This window comes from Segnochrobactrum spirostomi, assembly GCF_009600605.1.
GTDB lineage: Bacteria > Pseudomonadota > Alphaproteobacteria > Rhizobiales > Segnochrobactraceae > Segnochrobactrum > Segnochrobactrum spirostomi.
On sequence record NZ_VWNA01000002.1, the window covers coordinates 386,131 to 404,586 of the forward strand.

Below are 18,456 nucleotides of genomic sequence, written 5' to 3' on the forward strand. Positions count from 1 at the left end.
CCGGCAAAAGGGAGGCCTCGATGAACGACATGAGCCATCCGATCGCCCGGCTCGGCGACGCGGTCGCCGCCGGCCTGATCGGCCACCGGGATCTGGTCGACCGCCTCCTCGTCGCCCTCCTCGCCGGCGGCCACGTGCTGATCGAGGGACCGCCGGGGATCGCCAAGACGCGGGCCGTCAAGCGGCTCGCGGTGTCCCTGCCGGGCGCCCATGCGCGTATCCAGTGCACGCCCGATCTGATGCCGTCCGATCTCACCGGCACCCAGGTCTTTCGCCACGAGAGCGGCGGCTTCGACTTCGTCCCCGGCCCGCTCTTCCACACGCTCGTCCTCGTCGACGAGATCAACCGGGCGCCGCCCAAGGTGCAGTCGGCCCTGCTCGAGGCGATGGCGGAGGGGCAGATCACGACGTCGGGCACCACCCGTCCGCTGCCCGAGCCGTTCATGGTGGTCGCGACGCAGAACCCGATCGAGCACGAAGGGACCTTTCCCCTCCCCGAGGCGCAGATGGACCGCTTCCTGCTCCATCTCTTGCTCTCCTTGCCGGAGGCCGAGCAGGAGCGCGCTATCCTCGATCTCGTCGCCGCGGAGCGGATCGCGCCGCCGGCAGCCGCCCCGATCCCGCTCACCACCGAGGCCGTCTCCGCGGCGAAGGCGGAGGCGGCGCGGGTCCATCTCGCCCCGGCGCTGAAGGATTATATCGTGCGCCTCGTGATGGCCTCGCGGCCGGGCGGTGCGGTGGCGGCGTGGGTCGAACATCCCATCTCGCCGCGGGGCACCCTGGCGCTCGCCGCCGCGGCCCAGGCCTTGGCGTGGCTGCGCGGCCGCGATTATGCGCTGCCCGAAGACGTGACCGCGCTCGCACCCGACGCCCTCGCGCACCGGCTGATCCCCAACTGGACCGCCGTCGCGGAGGGCCGCACCGGACGCAGCCTCGTCGCCGACATCATGGGCGTCGTGACGCCATGGTGAGCGCGGCGCTCCAGGGGCAAGGCATCCGGCTCCGGGCTGCGGATCTCCTCGCCTTGCGTGAGGGCGTTCCGCGCGACGCCCGCCATCGCCCAGCGACTCGGCGGCCGGGCGCCCTGCCCGCGAAGCCCGCCGGCGCCGGCATGGATCTGCGCGAGATCCGCGCCTTCGCCGAGGGGGACGACGCGCGGCGGATCGATCCGGCGGCGACCGCCCGCACCGGATCGCCCCATGTCCGCACGTTTCATGAGGATCGCGACGACACCGTGCTCCTCGTCGCCGATTTCCGCGGCCCGATGCTGTGGGGGACGGGATCGCGGCTCCGCTCCGTCGCCGCGGCGCACGTGCTCGCCCGGCGGGGATGGCAGGCCGTCGCCCGCGGTGCCACGGTCGGCGCGCTCGCCGTCGGGGCGCGGGGCATCACCGCCCTTCCCGGCGCCGCCGGCGCGCCGCACATGTCCCGGCTCTGCCATCTGCTTGCGCTCTGGCACGACGAGGCCCTCGAGGCGGCGTCCGAGGCCCGCGCAGCGGAGGGACCAGGCGGCGATGGCGGGCTCACCGAGGCGCTCGTCCGGGCGGCTCGCCTCGCGCCGTCCGGCGGCGAGGTGATGATCGCCACGGGTCCCGACGGGGTCGCGCCGGTCGACGAGCCCGCGCTCGCCCGGCTGGCGCGCCGCCGCCGGGTTCGCCTCGTGCTGCCGCTCGATCCGATCGAGACGGCCCCACCGCCCGCGCCCCTCCCGGTCAGGGCCGGGGCGCTCGCCCGCCTCGCCCGTCTGTGTCCGCTCGAAACCGCGCCGCTCGCGGCGCGGCTGCGTGCCCTCAACGTCACCCTCGAGGTGTTGTCCGATGACTCGGTCTGAGCTTCTCGCGGCGCTTCCCGAGGGGCGGCTTCCGCCCGACCTGATGCATCTCCATGCCGCCGACCTGCTCGCCCTCGCGGGGCTCGGTCTGGTCGTCGCGGCGTTCTTCGCGGCCCTGATGCTCCCCCTCCTGCAGCGGCGGCCGAGCCGGCGCGCCCGCATCCGGGCCACGCGGGGCCTGCCGCCCCAAGAGCGGCTGCTCGCGGTCGCCCGCATTCTCGGTCACCTGCCGGAGACGTTCCGCACCGCCGCCTATCGCGACGAGCCGATCGACGAGGCGGCGCTCGAACGGGCCGCCGTGAAGGCGCGGCGGGTGCGCCCATGATCTTCACTGGGATGAATTTCGCGTGGATCAACTTCCCGTCGATCAACTTCGCCTGGCCGCTCGCCTTCCTGCTGCTGCCGTTGCCGGTGCTGGCGCGGTTCGTCGCGCCGGCCCGCCGGGGCACGGGCGTCGCCCTCGGCGTCTCGGCGGCGGCGTTCGCTGCGGCGTCGCCGGTCCGGGCCGGTGACGACCGGCTCGGAACCGCCCTCCTCGCCGCGGCATGGCTCGCGCTCGTCCTCGCCCTCGCCGGTCCGCGCGTCGCCGCGACGACGGCGGCGGTCGTGACGTCGGGACGGGACATCATGCTGGCGCTCGACCTTTCGGGCAGCATGCTCAAGGAGGATTTCGATCTCGACGGCAAGCCGCTCTCCCGCCTGGACGCTGTCAAGCAGGTCGCCGCGCGCTTCGTCGCGGCGCGCCGCGGCGACCGGGTCGGTCTCGTCATCTTCGGCGACCGGGCCTATGTGGCGCAGCCCCTCACCTTCGACGTCGCCTCGGTCGGTCACGCCATCGCGGAGGCGCAGGTCGGCATCTCGGGCCAGTCCACGGCGATCTCGGACGGCCTCGGACTCGCGGCGCGCCGGCTCATCGAGAGCGACGGGCGGACCAAGGTTCTCGTTCTCCTCTCCGACGGCGTCGATACCGTGGGCAAGGTCGATGCCAGCGATGCGGCGCGCCTGGCGGCACGCCACGGCATTCGCGTCCACACCATCGCGCTCGGCCCCGACGATCTCGAGAGTGCGCCCCAGGCGGCGGACGCGGTGGACGCCGCCGCGCTGCGGGCGATGGCCGAGGCCGGCAACGGCACCAGTTTCCGCGTGCGGACTCTCGCCGACCTCGAGGCCATGGCCGCGACGCTCGACCGTCTCGAGCCGAACCCTGCGACGCGCCCGCCGCTCGCGGTGTGGCGGCTGCTCTGGATGTGGCCCGGCGGGCTCGCCCTCGGGTTCGCCGCCCTCCTCGCCACACGGAGGCGGGCGTGAGCACGTTCGTTCTGCTGCGGCCCTGGTGGCTCGTCGTGCTGCCGCTCCTCGCTCTGCTCGCCCTCCGGCAGTTGCGGGCGGGCGCCGATCTCGGCGGTTGGGAGCGGGTGATGTCCCCCGCGATGGCGGCGGCGATGCGCAACCTTGGCCATCTCCGCGGTGCGCGGGACACACGCCGTTTCGGGGCGCTCGCGGCGGCGGCGCTCCTCGGCCTCGGTCTCGCCGGTCCGGCGGTGCCGCGGGCCGATGCGCCGTTGCTCGCCGGCAGCGGTGCCATTCTGATCGCCCTCGATCTGTCGCCCTCGGTCGCCCGCGGAACGGCACTCGCCGATGCCCAGGCCGCGGCGGCGAGCGTGCTCGCCGCATCCGGCGGCCGGCCCGTCGGCCTCGTCCTGTTCTCCGGCGAGGCCTACGACGTGGCGGCGCCGACCGCCGATCCGGCGTCGCTCGAAAGCCTGATTGCGGTCCTCGGCCCGGAGACGATGCCGAGCGGCGGCAGCCGGCCGGCCACGGCCCTCGCGCTCGCCCAGCGGATGCTCGCGGGGAGCCGCGACGCCGACGTGGTGCTGATCTCCGACGGCGGGGGGATCGACGACGCGGCCCGGGCCGAGGCCGCGCGACTCAGCGGCGCCAGCATCCGCCTCGACGCCCTCGTACTCGACCGCGCTGCGGGCGGCGCCACCGACCCCGCGGCGCTCCGTGCGCTTGCCGCCGTCTCGGCGCCGGCCCGCGCACCGGAGCCGGTGCTGCGCGCCCTGAAGCACGGCGGCCGGCTCGATCGGGACCCGGCGCTGACGAGCCTCCAATATCGCGATTTCGGGCCGGTCCTCGCCGCGCTCGCGGCCGTGCCGCTCGTCGCCCTGTTCCGGAGGCGGGCATGAACCGCATCGCGATCGTGGCGGTGGCCGGCCTCGCCGTATTTGCCTTCGCCGGCCCCGCCGCCTGGGGCCGCCTCGCCTTGTGGGCGGGTGCGCCGGCGATCGCCGCGGGTCTCCTCGCGGACGACGGGGCCCGCGGTCTCGCCCTCTATCGCAGCGGCGATTATGCGGCGGCGGACGCGGCCTTCGCCGCCGCCGGCCGCAGCCAGACCTTCAACCGCGCCTTGAGCCTCGCGGCGACCGGCGATTATCGCCTCGCCGTCGCCTATCTCGACGCCGTGCTGTTCGCCAACCCGGCCGATTCCGAGGCGCGCCGGGTGCGCGATCTGATCGATCCGCTGGTGCCGAAGCCGGAGAGCGGCAGCGTCGCCCGCGGTCGCATGCCGGCGCAGGGGGGACCGGGGCCGACCGGCGCGGCGACCGGCGGGGCGCTCGCCAGCACACCCGATCCGACCTGGAAGAGGCCCCTCGAGGCGCGCGGCTTCGCCGCCTCCGACGCCTGGCTCGACACCCTGCCCGACGATCCCGGCGCCTTTCTCCGCGCCCGGCTCGAGAAGGACTTCGAGCGCCGCGCCGCGCTCGGGCTCGTTCGCCCCGACGAGCGCGACCAATGGTGATCCGTCTCGCCTTTCTCTTCTGCCTCGTCGCGGGGATCGCCCGGGCCGACAGCCTCCGCCTTATCGTACCGGACGGCGCGCCGGTGGTGGGCGAGATGATCCCGGTCACCGTGCGCGGCGAGTACACGAGCCGGATCGCGCTCGAGAGCCTGACCTTCCCGAACGCGGCCGACTATGACTGGATCCAGCTCGCCCGCGACCAATGGCGCGACGAGACCATCGACGGCGTCTCGGTGCGGGTGTTCGAGCGGCGTATCGCGGTCTTCCCCCGCCATGCCGGAATGCTCCGCCTCGGGCCGGTGGTTCACCGTCTGACGGTGATCGGCGCGTCGGGTGCGAGGGTGCCGCTCGACGTCACCGCGCCGGCCGTGAGCTTCCCCGTCGCCCCCTATCCGGGACCGCCTCCGCCGCTCGCCGCGTCGGCCCTCGTCGTGAAGGACGAGCTCTCCGCGGCCCCCGGCGCGCTGCGGGACGGCGAGACGCTGGTGCGCCGCGTCACGCTGATCGCCGACGGGACGCTGCCGCATCTGATGCCGGTCCGTCCGCCGATGCGGGCGGCCTGGCTGATCAGCTTCACCTCCCCCGAACAGCGCGAGATGAAGCCGACGCCGAACGGGCCGGTGACGACGATCGTGTGGGAATGGCACCTGCGGCCGAAGACCGGCGAGCCCGGCGTGCTCCCGGCCGTGACGATCCCGTGGTTCGACACGGAGACCCGGCGACTGCGGACCGCGGAGATCCCGGCGATCCCGTTCGGCTATGCGAGCTTCCGCGACGATCGTTCGAGCGAGGAGCGGCTGCCAGCCGGCCAGGTCGCCCTCGCGGTCGCCGCGCTCGCGGCCGGGGCGGTCGGCGGCATCGCGCTCGCCGTCGCCGGCCTCGCGGCGCGGCGTCGCGCGGATCTGCACCGACGGGTCGGTCGCGGTCTCTTCGCCATTCGCGGTCGGCACGCGCTGAGACGCGCCGCCGCAACCGGGGACGCCGTCGCGCTGCGCCGGGCCGCGGAGATCTATGTGGACGAGCGCCGCGCCCTCGGCCTTCCCGTCACGGGTCACGAGACCGCGCAACTCGACGAGGCCCTCTATGGACGCAGCGGACTGGCGCCGGACTTCGACACGAACGCCGCCCTCGCCGCGCTGACCCGGCACCGCTGACGCAGGACGGGCCGCAGAGCGCCGCCGCCCCGTGTGAGAGGCGGTTACGGTGCCGCCGGCGCCTCCCAGGTCGCGCCGGAGAGGACGCCGCCGTCGATCACGATCGATTGGCCGGTGATGTAGGACGAGCCCCGGGAGGCGAGCAGGATCACCGCCCCGACGAGTTCGTCCGGGCTCGCCAGCCGGCCGGCGGGGATGAAGCCACGGAACCAGCCGTCGCGGTAAGGATCGTCCCAGAGTGGCCGGGTGAACTCCGTCTTCACGAAGCCGGGCTCGACGGCGTTCACCTGGATGTTGTCGCCGACCCATTCCCGCGCCTGGGCGCGGGTGAGCTGGCTCACCGCCGCTTTCGTCGCCGCATAGACGGAGATGGTGTTGAACGCGTGCTTGGCGCTGAGCGAGGAGATGTTGACGATCTTGCCGCCGCCGCGCGCCTTGAAGTGCGGATGTGCCGCCTGCGCCACGAAATAGACGCTGCGCAGATTGACGTCGACGATGGCGTCGAAATCGTCCGCCGTCACCGCCTCGATGCGCTTGCGGCGGTTGGTGCCCTGGCTGTTGACGAGGATGTCGAGCCCGCCGAGCGCCTCGGCGGCGCGATCGACCACCGTCTTGCAGGCGGCGGCGTCGGTGAGATCGCCCGTGAGGGTGACGACTTCGCGGCCGTCGGCCTCGAACAGCGCGCGGATCTCGGCGAGCCGGGCTTCGTCGAAATCGTGCACGGCGACGCGGGCTCCGGCCGAGGCGAGGCCGCGGGCGAGCACGCGGCCGATCGCACCGGCGCCGCCGGTGACGAGCGCGGTGCGGCCCTCCAGGGAAAACAGATCGTCGAGAATGGTGGCCATCGCCGTTCGGGCTCCGGGGTCGGGAAAAGGGACAAGGATCGAGGCAGGCGGGAGAGCAGCGACAGTTCAGAGGGCGACGGGACGGCTCGGATCAGTGATCCATTCGCTCCACGAGCCGACATAATGGCGGGCGTCGCCGAGGCCGGCGTGGGCGAGCGCCAACAGGTTCTGCGCCGCCGTGACGCCCGAACCGCAATAGAAGACGACGCGCTCGACCGGCACGTCGCCGAACAACGCCGCATAATGGGCTCGCAATTCGGCCGGCGAGCGGAAGCGGCCGGCGCCGTCGAGGGTGTCGGCCCGGTTGGCGAGGCGGGCCCCGGGGATGTGGCCGCGCACCGGGTCCTGGTAGACGCCGAGGCCGTGGAAGCCTTCCTCCGAGCGTGAGTCGAACAGCGCCCACGTCGGATTGAGCCGGATCTCGTCGACAAGCCCGACATCCGCGACGAACGCCGCGCGCTCATGGCCCTGGAACGGCACCGGCGTGCGCGTCGCGACGCTGGTGTCCGCCGGCCGACCCTCGGCAATCCACGCCGGCCACCCGCCGTCGAGCACCGCGACGCGGTCGTGACCCGCCCAGCGCAGCATCCACCACAGCCGCGCCGCGGCCATCATCCCGCCGCTCGAGTCGTAGGTGACGATCTGGGTCTCGGGCCGCACGCCCCAGCGCGACAGCGTCGCCGCCCAGACTGCTAAGGCGGGCAGCGGCCGCCGCCCGGTTACCCCGGCGATGATCGGGCCGGAGAGATCGGTCGCGAGGTCGGCGAACAGCGCACCCGGAATGTGGCTCTCGCGATGGACCCGGCGGCCCCAATCCTCGTCGTCCAGGGTGAAGCGGGCGTCGAGCACGAGCCAGTCGGCACTGCCCTCGCGCGCCGCTTCGAGCCCCGTCGCCAGCGCCTCCGGGGAAATAACCGTCTCATAAGACATGACGCGCCTCGAAGCTGAAAGGACCGTTCGAAGCCACTCTTCTATATTTCCGCGCGATATTCGGACGAGGAAAAATGTTCTCCGAGATGATCTCAGAACGAGAATATAATGATCTTTTCGATGACGCGCGAACATATTTTGCCATTCAACTGACAATAGAGCCCATCGCGTCGCACGAACATTTCTCCTTTGGCGGCGGAATTGGAAAGCGGTTTCCCCCAGACGGTCCGGCGCCGAACGCCCCCGCCTTCGCTTTCGGTCAGAGATATACAAAATTAGTAGAATAAATTGCATGCAGGAAATCCGAATGTTCAGAAAGATCGCGCTCACCCTCTCCCTCGCTGCCGGCGTTGCCGCCGTGGCTCTCTCCCCGGCGTCCGCGGCGCCGAAGGGTAAGGACGCGGAGGTCACCATTCTCGTCTCCTCCCTCAGCTATTCGTTCCCCCATTTCGTGTTCCTGCAGGAGCAGCTCGAGGACGAGGCGTCGAAGCTCGGCAAGGTCAAGGTGCTCCGCGCCGACGGTCAGCTCAGCGCGCCGAAGCAGATCGCCGACATCGAGGCGGCTCTGGTGCAGGGCGTCGACGGCATCATCATCGCCCCCGCCGACGCCGATGCGCTGGCGCCCGCCGTCCGCGAGGCGATCAAGGCCGGGGTGCCGGTCGTGACGATCGATCGTCCGGTGAATGGCGTGCCCGAGGTGCTCGCGAACGTCGCCGCCGACAATTTCAAGGGTGCGATCCGCCAGGGCGAGGCCATCGAGGCCCAGTTCCCGAAGGGCGCGACCATCGTCAACCTGCAGGGCATTCCCGGCGACAAGACCGCCAACGACCGCAACGGCGGCCTGCACAAGGCGCTCGACGGCAAGGCGGATTACAAGTTCGTCTCCGAGCAGACCGCCCGCTTCAGCCGCGATCAGGGTCTGTCGGTGACGGAGAACATCCTGACGGGTCTCTCCGAGCCCCCGCAGGTGATCGCCGCCGCCAACGACGACATGGCGCTCGGCGCCGCCCAGGCGGTCGATGCGCGCGGCCTCAAGGGCAAGATCGCGATCTTCGGCTATGACGGCTCGACCGACGCCCTGAAGGCGATCGCGGACGGCTCGCTCGCCGCCACCGTCGATCAGTTCCCCGGCAAGCAGGGCCGCATCGCGATCCGCACCCTCGTCGATTATATCCGCGTGGGGACCAAGCCTGCCGAGAACAACATCCTCGTCGAGCCGATCGCCATCACCAAGGCGAACCTCGACAAGGCCGAGCGGTTCGGGCTGCTCGGCCAGTGAGCGCTCGCACGACCGAGCCGGCGGCGGCACGCGGTGCCGCCGCCCTCAACGCGGCTTCGGATGGGTCAAACCCGTCCGAAGCCTTCGTCGCGTCCGATCCCGCATCCGTCGTTCTGGAGGCGCGAGGCCTCACCAAGAGCTTCTTCGGCCACACCGTGCTCGCCGACATCTCGATCGCGCTGCGGCGCGGCGAGATCCGCGCCCTGCTCGGTGAAAACGGGGCCGGCAAATCGACCCTCATCAATCTCCTGAGCGGTGTTCTGACCCCCGAGTCGGGCACGATCGCGGTCGCCGGTGCGCCGGTGCGGTTCGCGCGCCCGATCGAGGCCTGGGCCGCCGGCATCACCACCATCCGCCAGGAATTCAGCCTGTTTCCGGACCTCAGCGTCGCCGAGAGCCTGTTCGCCGGCCATTTGCCGCTGAACCGCCTGGGGCTCGTCGATCGGCCGCGCATGCGCCGCGAGGCGAAGGATGCTCTGTCGCGGCTCGGATATGCCATCGATCCGGACCGCACGGTCGCGAGCCTGAGCGTCGCCGAGCAGCAGCTCGTCGAGATCGCCCGGGCGCTCACCCACCGCTCCCGCATCCTCATCATGGACGAGCCGACCGCCTCGCTGAGCCCGGCGGAGGTCGAGCATCTCAAAGCGGTCGTGCGGGCGCTCGCCGCCGACGGCATCGCCGTCCTCTATGTGAGCCACCGCCTCGAAGAGGTGATCGACCTCTGCGACAGCTTCACCGTGCTGCGCGACGGCCGTCACGTCGCCGAAGGGCGGATCGCCGGAACCGGGATCGACGACCTCGTCCGCCTCATGGTCGGCCGCGACCTCGAAGCACCCGCCCGGCGCGCGGTGATGGAGACGGGCGACGTCGTTCTCGACGTCGTCGGGCTCTCGACGCCGCCCGGCGCCGCTCCGGCGGTGCGGGACGCGAGCTTCTCGCTGCGCGCGGGTGAGGTCGTCGGCGTCGCCGGCCTCGTCGGGGCCGGGCGCACGGAGCTCGCCCGCATGATCTTCGGGGCCGATCCCGTGGGGTCGGGTACATTGCGGCTGAAGGGACGGGATTATCGCCCGCGCAGCCCGAAGGACGCCATCGCCGCCGGCCTCGCCTTCGTGCCGGAAGACCGCAAGAAGCAGGGGCTCTTCCTCGGCCTCGACGTCCTCGAGAACTTCGCGGCGGTGGCGAAGCGAGCGGCCGGCGGGGAGCTGTCGGCCCCGTTCGGCCTCGTCGACCGGCGGGCCGAGCGCGCCCGCTTCGCCGCCTTGTCGAGCCGCCTTTCGGTGCGCGCCGCCCGTCTCGACGCCCCGATCGCGGTGCTCTCCGGCGGCAACCAGCAGAAGGTCGTGCTCGCCCGCTGGCTCGAAACGCAGCCGGCCGTGCTCATCGTCGACGAGCCGACCCGCGGCGTCGACATCGGCGCCAAGACCGAGATCCACCGGCTCTTGCGCGCGCTCGCCGCCGACGGCGTCGCCGTCCTGGTGATCTCGTCCGATCTGCCCGAAATCCTTGCGGTCAGCGACCGCATCCTCACCCTCTGCGCGGGCCGCCTCACGGGCGATCTCGCCGCCGCCGACGCGAGCGAGGAGGCTTTGATGCGCCTGATGACCCTCGGTCTCGACGCGCCCGGCGGCGCCGAGGGCGCGCCCACCCCTGCGACCCGCGCACACCGGATTGCCTCATGACCGCGACCCTTCCCGCTTCCGCCGCCGCCCGGCGGCCGGGCCGCGCGATGCCCCTGATCGCCCGGCTCGCGCCCGCCCTCTTCCTCCTCCTTCTCATGGTGCTGTTCACGGCCCTGGCGCCGCGCTTCCTGTCCACGCTCAACCTCTTCAACGTGCTGCGGCAGGTCTCGATCTACGGCATCCTCGCGGTCGGCATGACGTTCGTCATCCTGACGCGCGGCATCGACCTCTCGGTCGGCGCGCTCGCCGCCTTCACCGGCCTCGTCGCCGCCGTGGTGGCGAAGGGCATCGTCGACGGCTGGCTGGGTTTTGGCGGCCACGGCGGCCACGCCTGGCCGCTCGCGGCGCTCGCCGCGATCCTCGTCGGCGGCCTCTGCGGGCTGGTCCAGGGTCTGTTCGTCGCCCGTCTTGCGGTGCCGGCCTTCGTCGTCACCCTCGGCGGTATGACGGTGTTCCGCGGCCTCGCGCTGATGGTCGGCAACGGCGGGCCGGTCAGCGGCTTCGACGAGGCTTTCGGCTGGTGGGGACGCGGCATGATCGGTCCGGTCCCGGTGCCCGTCGTGGTGTTTCTCGCCGTCGCCGTCGCCGCGGCCTTCGTCCTGCGCGCCACCCGCTGGGGCCGCGCGGTCTATGCGGTCGGCTCCAATCCGGAGGCGGCGCGGCTTTGCGGTCTCGACGTCGCGGGCGTGCTCACCGGCGTCTATGTGCTGACGGGCCTCTGCGCCGGGCTCGGCGGCTTCCTGCTCGCCTCCCGGCTCAATTCCGCCGAGGCCGTTGCCGGCACGCAATACGAGCTTACCGTGATCGCCGCCGTGGTGATCGGCGGCACCAGTCTCTATGGCGGGACCGGCGGCATCGTCGGCACCGTGATCGGCACGCTCCTGATCGGCGTCCTGCTCAACGGCCTCGTCATCCTCAACGTCTCCCCTTACGTGCAGCAGCTTCTGATCGGGGCGATCATCGTCGGCGCGGTGACCTTCGACATGCTGGTGAAAAGGCAGCAGCGATGAGCCGCGACATCTTCCTCACCGGAACCTCGGAGCGCGAGGCGCCGATCACCCCGCTCAGCGCCGGCCGGCTCTCGGCAAGCCTTCTGGACGGTGGCCTGCGCTGGATCCGCTGGGACGGCGTCGAGGTCATCCGCGCCATCACCTTCCTGGTGCGCACCCCCGGCTGGGGCACCCCGGCCCCCGAGATTTCCGGGCTCGCGGTCGAGAGCACGCCGTCCCGCTTCCGCGTCGCCTACGCGGCGCGGTGGCGCAACGGCGCGGAGAGCATCGCCGCCGACATCGTGATCGAGGGGGACGATCAGGGGCGCCTCGTCGCCGCGGCCGACATCCGTCCGGACACCGATTTCCTGACCAATCGGACCGGGTTCGTCGTGCTTCATCCGCTCGACGGCTTCGCCGGCACGCCGGTAACGGTCGAGCACGCGAGCGGCCCGACGGAAAGCGTGACCATCCCCGCGCTCATCAGCCCGGGGCAGCCCCTCTTCGATATCCGCGCCATCACCCACACCCCGGTCGACAATCTGTCGGTCGAGACTCGCTTCGAGGGCGACGTGTTCGAGATGGAGGACCACCGCAACTGGTCCGACGCCTCGTTCAAGACCTACAGCCGGCCGATCGGCCTGCCTTACCCTTACGTCCTCGCCGCCGGGGCGACCGAGCGGCAGGCGGTCCGGATCGCGATTACCGACACGCGGGCCGCGACCGGTCCGGCCGTCGCCGCCTCTGCGGACGCGGTGGTTCGCGTGGCGATCGGCGACGCGACCGGACCGACCCTCCCGGCGGTCCTGCTCGGCCTTGCGGCGGAGGCGGCCGCCGAGGCGTTGCCGCACGCGGTCACCCTCGCCCCGCTCGGCGTCGGCGGTCTCCTCGTCCGTTTCGATCCGTCGAAGGGCGGCGGCCCGGAGACTGTGCCGGCCGTTGCGGCGCTCGCCGCGGCCCTCGGAGCCGACATCTCGGCCGTTCTCCTGCTCGAGGCCGAGGCCGACCCCCGCCCCGAGATCGCCGCGTTCTCCCAGGCGTTCGCGGGCGCGGGCGTCCAGCCGGCGGCGGTCGCCGCGTTTCCGCGCGCCGACGAGCGCTCGTTTCAGCCCGGCGAGCCCCGCCCTCCCGCCCCCGACGAGGCCACCATCGCCGCGGCCCTGCGCGATCACTTTCCGGGTGTCCCGGCCGGCGGCGGCACGCCCGCCTTCTTCACCGAGCTCAACCGCAAGCGCCCACCGGCCGGGACCTTCGCCTTCCTTCTCCACGCGACGACGCCGACGGTCCATGCCGCGGACGATCTGTCGGTGATCGAAAGCCTTCAATCGCTGCCGCACATCCTGCGCTCCGCCCGCGCCCTCGCCGGCGACGCGCCCCACTGGATCGGCCCGATCGGCATCGGCGCGCGCCTCAACCCCTACGGCGCCGGCCCGACCGCCAATCCCGATCAAATCCGGGTCGGTCTCGCCGACGCCGATCCGCGCCAGCGCGGTCTTCTCGCCGCCGCCTGGCACCTCGGCTATGCCGCCACCATCGCCCACCACGGGGTCGCCGCTCTGGCCCTCGCCGCGCCGACCGGCCCGTTCGGCCTGATCGCGAGCCTGCAGACCTATCCGCGCGCTTGGTGGGATGAAAATTCCGACGCCCTCACCTATCCGCTGTTCCATGTCGTCGCCGACCTCGCCGAGGCGGCCGGCGAGCCGTCGCTTGCGGCAGTCTCCACCGATCCCTCCATCGCCGCCCTCGCCTGGCGGGCGGACGCCGGCCGCACATTGATCCTCGCCAATCTCTCGGCGGAGCCGCGCCGGGTCGCGATCGACGGGCTCGGCCCGGCACGGCTGCGCGTGCTCGATGCGGCGACGCTGCCCCTCGCGGCCCGGAATCCGACAGGCTTCCGTGCGGGCTTCGAGACGCTTCCGGCCGGAGAGCCCCTTCTTCTCGATGCCTACGCCACGGCCCGCATCGACACGGGGGTCTCGTCATGACGGCGCCGCTCAAGGGCGCTGTGATCGGCTGCGGCTTCTTCGCCCAGAACCATTTCGCCGGGTGGCGGGACGTCGCCGGCGCCGAAATCGTCGCGGTGTGCGACCTCGATCGTGCGCGGGCGGAGGCGGCCGCGCGCACCTTCGCCGCCCCGCCGCGGATCTATACCGACGCCGCCGCGCTGTTCGCCGCCGAGGCCCTCGACTTCGTCGACATCCCGACGACGATGGAGACCCACGAGGCGCTGGTCGGCCTCGCTGTGTCCCACCGCGTTCCCGTCATCGTACAGAAGCCGTTCGGCCCCAATCTCGCGGCCTGCCGGCGGATGGCGGCGGCTGCGGACGCGGCCGGCGTGCCCTTGATGGTGCACGAGGATTTCCGCTTCCAGCCGCTGTTCCGCCGGCTCAAGGCGCTGCTCACCGCCGGCGAGATCGGCCAGCCGACCTTCGCCCGTCTGTCCTGGCGCACGGCGATCGACGTCTATTCGAACCAGCCCTATCTCGTGCACACCGAGCGCTTCATGATCATGGACGTCGGCGTGCACATGATCGACCTCGCCCGCTTTCTGCTCGGCGAGGCGGAGAGCGTCTTCTGCCGCACCCAGCAGATCAAGCAGGGCATCGCGGGCGAGGATGCGGCGACGATCCTCCTCGGACATCGGGGCGGCGCCACTGGCATCATCGATCTCAGCTATGCCGCGCACCGGGATCCCGATCCCTTCCCGCAGACCCTGGGCGAGATCGAGGGCGAGGCGGGATCGATCCTCATCCTGCCGGGGGAGGAACTCGTCATCAAAGGCCGTGGCGGCAGCCGCCGCGAGCGCATCGCCCACGACGGCCGGCCGTGGACCAGCGAGCCGTGGCGGCAGATCCAGGACAGCGTCGTCCGCACCCAGCAGCATTTCGTCGACGCCCTGCGGGCCGGGACAGAGCCGGAGACGAGCGCGCGCGACAGCCTCGGGACCTATGCCGTGGTCGAGGCCGCGTACGCCTCGGCGGCGACGGGCCGGGCGATTGATCCGGCGACGCTGTGACGGCCCGGGCGAGGAGACCATCATGAAGATCGGCGACAGACGAACGCTCGGCCGCACCGGCCTCGACATTCCCGTGCTCGGCGTCGGAACCTGCCCGCTCGGCGACCTCTTCGAGGCGGTCCCCGAGGAGGAGGCGCGTTTAACGCTCGATCTCGCCTGGGAGCGCGGCGTCCGCCTGTTCGACACCGCGCCCTGGTACGGCCTCGGCCAGGGCGAGCACCGCACCGGCCGCGCGCTCTATCGCCGGCCGCGGAGCGAGTACGTGCTCTCGACCAAGGTCGGCCGCCTTCTGAAAGCCCCGCGCGATCGTTCCAGCGTCCGGCCTGCACCGTGGAAGGGCGGCCTCGCCTTCGACCATGTCTACGACTACACCTACGACGGCATCCTGCGGTCCTACGAGGACAGCCTCCAGCGGCTCGGCATCAACAAGGTCGACATCCTCTACATCCACGATCTCGACCGCGGCTATTTCCCGACCGACGAGGACCTGCACGGCAAGCTGCGCGAACTCGAAAAAGGGGGCTTCCGCGCCCTCGAGGAGCTCAAATCGTCCGGCGAGGTCGCGGCGGTCGGTGCCGGGATCAACGAGCCCGGCATGATCGATCTCTTTCTCGATCGCCACCCACTCGACGTCTTCTTGGTCGCCGGACGCCACACCCTTCTGGAGCAGGGGCTCTATCACGGCGAGCTCGCCCGGGCGGCCCGGGAGGGGGCGGCGATCGTGGTCGGCGGCGTCTTCAATTCCGGCATTCTGGCGACCGGCGTCGTGGACGGCGCCCGCTACGAATACGGCGCCGCGCCGGCTGCGATCGTCGAAAGGGTGCGCCGTCTGGAGACGATCGCCCGCGCGCACGAGATCCCGCTCGCCGCCGCCGCCCTGCAATTTCCGTTCGGCTTCGACGCCGTCGCGAGCGTCCTGTTCGGGCCGGCACGGGCGGCGGAGGTCGCCGCGAACGCCGATCATTTCGAAACGCCGATCCCCGCCGCCTTCTGGCAGGCGCTGCGCACCGAGGGCCTGATCGGGGACGACATCCCCCTCCCCGGCGGCGCCTGAGCCGTCCCGCCCCCCGGCGTCCCTCCAAGGCGCGCCGGGGGTGACATAGACGTTGTTTCAAGGTTTTCGTAAACGCCCGCGATCTATTTCAATGAGCCGGCATCCTTTGGAATGGGAAATCTGGTTCACGCTCCGCGGGCCGATATAATTCAAGAATAGAATCCAAAAATGTCGCAGCGAATCCGCGTTCGGATATCCGGCGACATCGTGCTTCGTCGCGTTCAACCAGATTTCGGCTACCCAGCGTTGCGGGATGCGTTCCGCGACGAAGGATCATCATTGCCGAGTGCTTTCAAGGAGAGCTGAATGTCGGATTTGCTGAAGTCGCGGATCTCGCGGCGTGCGTTGCTCGCGGGGGCTGCCGTGCTCGGCGGCGCCGGAACGCTGTCCCTGCCGACCTTCGCGCTCGCCGCGGGCACCAAGACGCTGCGGATCGCGTCCGGCGAGGGTGACGGCGTGAAGGGCACGCTCGACCCGGCCTTCGGCAAGAACGACCCGGATTCGGCGCGCATCAGCTTGGTGTTCGAGCGTCTCGTCGCGGTCGACGAAAGCTTTGTGCCGGTTCCGCAGCTCGCCACCGAATGGTCGTCCGATGCCGAGGCGAAGGTCTGGACGTTCAAGCTCCGCGAGGGCGTCGTCTTCCACGACGGCACGCCGTTCACCGCCAAGGACGTCGTCTTCTCCTATCAGCGTCTCCTCGATCCGAAACTCGGCTCGCCGGCGACCGCCATCCTCACCCCGGTCGATCCGGCGGGCATCGTGGCGGTCGACGACCACACGGTCGCCTTCCATCTCAAGGAGACGGTCGTCGAATTCCCGCTCCTGATCGCGAACCGCTTCACCTACATCGTCCGGGCGGGGCAGACGCCGGAGCAGTTGCGCACCGCGGGCATCGGCACCGGCGCGTTCAAGGTCGAACACTACGTGCCGGGCGAAGAGCCGAGCGTCTATCTCAAGAACGATAAATATTGGCGGCCGGGCCGACCCGGCGTCGACCGGGTGGAACTGCGCTCGATTCCCGAAGAATCCGCCCGTGTCGCCGCGTTGCTCGCCAACCAGATCGATCTCACCTGGGATCTGCCGCTGCGGTCCGCCGAGAAGCTCAAGACCAATCCGGCGGTCAAGATCATCAGTTCGCGGACTCCGTTCTGGTACGGTCTCGCCTTCTGGGCCGACACGCCGCCGTTCGACGATGTCCGCGTCCGGCAGGCGCTGAAGCTCGTAACGGACCGAGAACAGCTCCTGAAGGCGGTGCTTGCCGGCCACGGCTCGGTGGCGAACGACACGCCGGTCGCGCCGTGGCTCAAGTACGGCATCAAGGAGCCGGCGAAGGCGCCCGACATCGAGAAGGCCAAGGCGCTGCTGGCGGAAGCCGGACACAAGGACGGCCTCGATCTCGAGCTTTACACCTCGGAGGCGACCTCCGGCCTCGTGGAACTCGCCACCGTCTACAAGGCGCAGGCGGAGAAGGCCGGCATTCGCATCAAGATCATCAAGGCGCCCGCCGACGATTATTGGGCGAACATCTGGCTGAAGAAGCCGTTCATCGCGACCGCATGGTCCGGCCGCGCCGCGGACGAGGCGCTGTCCCTGCCCTTCCTCTCGACCGGCGACTGGAACGAAGGGCATTGGCGCAGCAAGGAATTCGACAACGACCTGTTCGAAGCCCGCAAGGCGGCCGACGAGACGAAGCGGGCCGAGCTTTATCTCAAGGCCCAGCGCCTGCTGCAGAGCGACAGCGGGACGATTATCGCCCTCTACGCCGACGCCGTCGGGGCGACGCGGGCCGACATCACCGGCTGGAGTCTCCACCCGCAGAAGATCTCCCAGGACTTCTCGGGAGTGACCTTTGTCGGGAGCTGATCTCGCGGCGGCGCAGCCGCGGCTCCGGTTGATGCCGGGGCCGCTGCCGCGCCTGATCTTGCGCCGCCTCGCGCTGTCCGTGATTTCGCTGTTCGCGGTCGCGACCATCGTGTTCTGGGTGATCGCGCTGCTGCCCGGCGACGCGGCGGAGCGCATCCTGGGGCGCGATGCGACGCCGGCCGCGCTCGCGGCGCTGCGGGCCCAGCTTCACCTCGCCGACCCGCTGTTGGTGCGCTATCTCGCCTGGCTGCGCGGCATGCTCGCGGGCGACTTCGGAATGTCGATGGCGGCGAGCCGGCCGGTGCTGCCCTACGTTCTGACCCATCTCCAGAACACGCTGCTCCTCGCCGGGATCGCGCTCGCGGTCCATATTCCGCTCAGCATCGGGCTCGGCCTTGCCGGGGCGGCGGCCCGGCGTGACGGCCCGCTCGACACCGGGCTTTCGGTCGCCGTGCTGATCGGCATGTCGGTGCCGGAATTCGTCGTCGGCATCGCCCTCGTCGCGTGGCTCGCGACGGCTTGGTCTCTGTTTCCGCCGCTCGCGCTGATCGACCAGGCCCACACCGTGGGCGACTTCCTCTATCTCACCGCGCTGCCTGTCATCACGCTGAACTTCGCGATGACGGCCTACGTCGTGCGCCAGACCCGCGCCTCGATGGTCGAAGTGTTGCGGTCGGATCACGTACGGGCGGCCACTTTGCGGGGGCTGTCGCCGTTGCGCGTGCTGGTGTTCCACGCCCTGCCCGGTGCGCTGCCGCCGGCGATCAATGCGGTCGCGCTCAATGCCGCTTGGCTCGTGGGCGGCATCGTCGTGGTCGAGACCGTCTTCAACTATCCGGGCCTCGGCCGCTTGCTCGTCGAATCGATCGGCTTCCACGACGTGCCGATGATCCAGGGGGCCGCCATCGCGCTGTCGGGGGCCTACATCGCGGTCAATCTCGTCGCGGACATCGTGACGTTGCTCCTCAACCCCAAGCTCCGGACGGCGGCATGATCGCGAAGGGATCTCTCTC

17 protein-coding genes are annotated in these 18,456 nt (G+C 71.1%); 15 read left to right on the forward strand and 2 right to left on the reverse strand.

The window, feature by feature from the left end; genetic code table 11:
- Positions 1 to 20 precede the first annotated feature (20 nt).
- The 7 genes from F0357_RS20275 to F0357_RS20305 are packed head-to-tail and all read left to right on the forward strand — an operon-like array spanning position 21 to position 5,788.
- On the forward strand, positions 21 to 971 hold the full coding sequence (locus F0357_RS20275) for an AAA family ATPase (protein WP_153488640.1): 951 nt from the start codon (positions 21 to 23) through the stop codon (positions 969 to 971).
- Positions 965 to 1,831 (forward strand): DUF58 domain-containing protein, encoded by an 867-nt coding sequence (locus F0357_RS20280; RefSeq protein WP_153488642.1) that lies wholly within the window; start codon positions 965 to 967, stop codon positions 1,829 to 1,831. The genes F0357_RS20275 and F0357_RS20280 overlap by 7 nt, the downstream gene beginning before the upstream one ends.
- Positions 1,818 to 2,156, forward strand: a complete 339-nt coding sequence (locus tag F0357_RS20285) for a hypothetical protein (RefSeq protein WP_153488643.1) — start codon at positions 1,818 to 1,820, stop codon at positions 2,154 to 2,156. The genes F0357_RS20280 and F0357_RS20285 overlap by 14 nt, the downstream gene beginning before the upstream one ends.
- Complete coding sequence (locus F0357_RS20290) at positions 2,153 to 3,139, forward strand: VWA domain-containing protein (RefSeq protein WP_246161793.1); 987 nt, start codon at positions 2,153 to 2,155, stop codon at positions 3,137 to 3,139. The genes F0357_RS20285 and F0357_RS20290 overlap by 4 nt, the downstream gene beginning before the upstream one ends.
- Complete coding sequence (locus tag F0357_RS20295; protein ID WP_312861755.1) at positions 3,136 to 4,020, forward strand: vWA domain-containing protein; 885 nt, start codon at positions 3,136 to 3,138, stop codon at positions 4,018 to 4,020. Before F0357_RS20290 ends, F0357_RS20295 begins: the two co-directional genes overlap by 4 nt.
- Positions 4,017 to 4,634: a hypothetical protein gene (locus F0357_RS20300; RefSeq protein ID WP_153488645.1), complete on the forward strand. Its 618-nt coding sequence runs from the start codon at positions 4,017 to 4,019 to the stop codon at positions 4,632 to 4,634. Before F0357_RS20295 ends, F0357_RS20300 begins: the two co-directional genes overlap by 4 nt.
- Positions 4,628 to 5,788 (forward strand): BatD family protein, encoded by a 1,161-nt coding sequence (locus F0357_RS20305; protein WP_153488647.1) that lies wholly within the window; start codon positions 4,628 to 4,630, stop codon positions 5,786 to 5,788. The genes F0357_RS20300 and F0357_RS20305 overlap by 7 nt, the downstream gene beginning before the upstream one ends.
- A 44-nt stretch (positions 5,789 to 5,832) precedes the next feature.
- Here the strand turns inward: F0357_RS20305 and F0357_RS20310 are convergent, their stop codons facing one another.
- Both F0357_RS20310 and F0357_RS20315 read right to left on the reverse strand, forming a co-directional pair.
- Positions 5,833 to 6,633, reverse strand: coding sequence for an SDR family NAD(P)-dependent oxidoreductase (locus F0357_RS20310; RefSeq protein WP_153488650.1), 801 nt, complete (start codon positions 6,631 to 6,633; stop codon positions 5,833 to 5,835).
- A 66-nt stretch (positions 6,634 to 6,699) separates the two neighbouring features.
- A complete protein-coding gene (locus F0357_RS20315; RefSeq protein WP_153488653.1) occupies positions 6,700 to 7,563 on the reverse strand; it encodes a sulfurtransferase in 864 nt (287 codons plus the stop codon).
- A gap of 307 nt (positions 7,564 to 7,870) precedes the next feature.
- On the opposite strand from F0357_RS20315, the gene F0357_RS20320 reads away from it, so the two are divergent.
- The 8 genes from F0357_RS20320 to F0357_RS20355 all read left to right on the forward strand — a co-directional run bounded on the left by F0357_RS20320 (position 7,871) and on the right by F0357_RS20355 (position 18,437).
- Positions 7,871 to 8,842 (forward strand): substrate-binding domain-containing protein, encoded by a 972-nt coding sequence (locus tag F0357_RS20320; RefSeq protein WP_153488657.1) that lies wholly within the window; start codon positions 7,871 to 7,873, stop codon positions 8,840 to 8,842.
- Positions 8,839 to 10,521: a sugar ABC transporter ATP-binding protein gene (locus F0357_RS20325; RefSeq protein ID WP_312861756.1), complete on the forward strand. Its 1,683-nt coding sequence runs from the start codon at positions 8,839 to 8,841 to the stop codon at positions 10,519 to 10,521. The genes F0357_RS20320 and F0357_RS20325 overlap by 4 nt, the downstream gene beginning before the upstream one ends.
- Entirely contained in the window at positions 10,518 to 11,531 is a 1,014-nt protein-coding gene (locus F0357_RS20330) for an ABC transporter permease (RefSeq protein WP_153488661.1), read from the forward strand. Before F0357_RS20325 ends, F0357_RS20330 begins: the two co-directional genes overlap by 4 nt.
- Complete coding sequence (locus tag F0357_RS20335) at positions 11,528 to 13,495, forward strand: D-apionate lactonase family protein (RefSeq protein WP_153488663.1); 1,968 nt, start codon at positions 11,528 to 11,530, stop codon at positions 13,493 to 13,495. Before F0357_RS20330 ends, F0357_RS20335 begins: the two co-directional genes overlap by 4 nt.
- Positions 13,492 to 14,526, forward strand: coding sequence for a Gfo/Idh/MocA family protein (locus F0357_RS20340; protein ID WP_153488667.1), 1,035 nt, complete (start codon positions 13,492 to 13,494; stop codon positions 14,524 to 14,526). Before F0357_RS20335 ends, F0357_RS20340 begins: the two co-directional genes overlap by 4 nt.
- Positions 14,527 to 14,548: 22 nt before the next feature.
- Positions 14,549 to 15,580, forward strand: coding sequence for an aldo/keto reductase (locus F0357_RS20345; protein ID WP_153488671.1), 1,032 nt, complete (start codon positions 14,549 to 14,551; stop codon positions 15,578 to 15,580).
- 306 nt (positions 15,581 to 15,886) lie between these two features.
- Complete coding sequence (locus tag F0357_RS20350) at positions 15,887 to 17,443, forward strand: ABC transporter substrate-binding protein (RefSeq protein WP_153488675.1); 1,557 nt, start codon at positions 15,887 to 15,889, stop codon at positions 17,441 to 17,443.
- Positions 17,430 to 18,437, forward strand: coding sequence for an ABC transporter permease (locus F0357_RS20355; protein WP_153488680.1), 1,008 nt, complete (start codon positions 17,430 to 17,432; stop codon positions 18,435 to 18,437). The genes F0357_RS20350 and F0357_RS20355 overlap by 14 nt, the downstream gene beginning before the upstream one ends.
- Positions 18,438 to 18,456: the final 19 nt, after the last annotated feature.

Excerpts from the sequence above, each read along its gene's own strand:
- F0357_RS20315 (WP_153488653.1), bottom strand. The coding sequence starts at position 7,563 with ATGTCTTATGAGACGGTTATTTCCCCGGAGGCGCTGGCGACGGGGCTC.
- F0357_RS20330 (WP_153488661.1), top strand. The coding sequence starts at position 10,518 with ATGACCGCGACCCTTCCCGCTTCCGCCGCCGCCCGGCGGCCGGGCCGC.
- F0357_RS20340 (WP_153488667.1), top strand. The coding sequence starts at position 13,492 with ATGACGGCGCCGCTCAAGGGCGCTGTGATCGGCTGCGGCTTCTTCGCC.
- F0357_RS20310 (WP_153488650.1), bottom strand. The coding sequence starts at position 6,633 with ATGGCCACCATTCTCGACGATCTGTTTTCCCTGGAGGGCCGCACCGCG.
- F0357_RS20320 (WP_153488657.1), top strand. The coding sequence starts at position 7,871 with ATGTTCAGAAAGATCGCGCTCACCCTCTCCCTCGCTGCCGGCGTTGCC.
- F0357_RS20285 (WP_153488643.1), top strand. The coding sequence starts at position 1,818 with ATGACTCGGTCTGAGCTTCTCGCGGCGCTTCCCGAGGGGCGGCTTCCG.
- F0357_RS20345 (WP_153488671.1), top strand. The coding sequence starts at position 14,549 with ATGAAGATCGGCGACAGACGAACGCTCGGCCGCACCGGCCTCGACATT.
- F0357_RS20290 (WP_246161793.1), top strand. The coding sequence starts at position 2,153 with ATGATCTTCACTGGGATGAATTTCGCGTGGATCAACTTCCCGTCGATC.
- F0357_RS20300 (WP_153488645.1), top strand. The coding sequence starts at position 4,017 with ATGAACCGCATCGCGATCGTGGCGGTGGCCGGCCTCGCCGTATTTGCC.
- F0357_RS20350 (WP_153488675.1), top strand. The coding sequence starts at position 15,887 with ATGTCGGATTTGCTGAAGTCGCGGATCTCGCGGCGTGCGTTGCTCGCG.
- F0357_RS20275 (WP_153488640.1), top strand. The coding sequence starts at position 21 with ATGAACGACATGAGCCATCCGATCGCCCGGCTCGGCGACGCGGTCGCC.
- F0357_RS20280 (WP_153488642.1), top strand. The coding sequence starts at position 965 with ATGGTGAGCGCGGCGCTCCAGGGGCAAGGCATCCGGCTCCGGGCTGCG.
- F0357_RS20335 (WP_153488663.1), top strand. The coding sequence starts at position 11,528 with ATGAGCCGCGACATCTTCCTCACCGGAACCTCGGAGCGCGAGGCGCCG.
- F0357_RS20305 (WP_153488647.1), top strand. The coding sequence starts at position 4,628 with ATGGTGATCCGTCTCGCCTTTCTCTTCTGCCTCGTCGCGGGGATCGCC.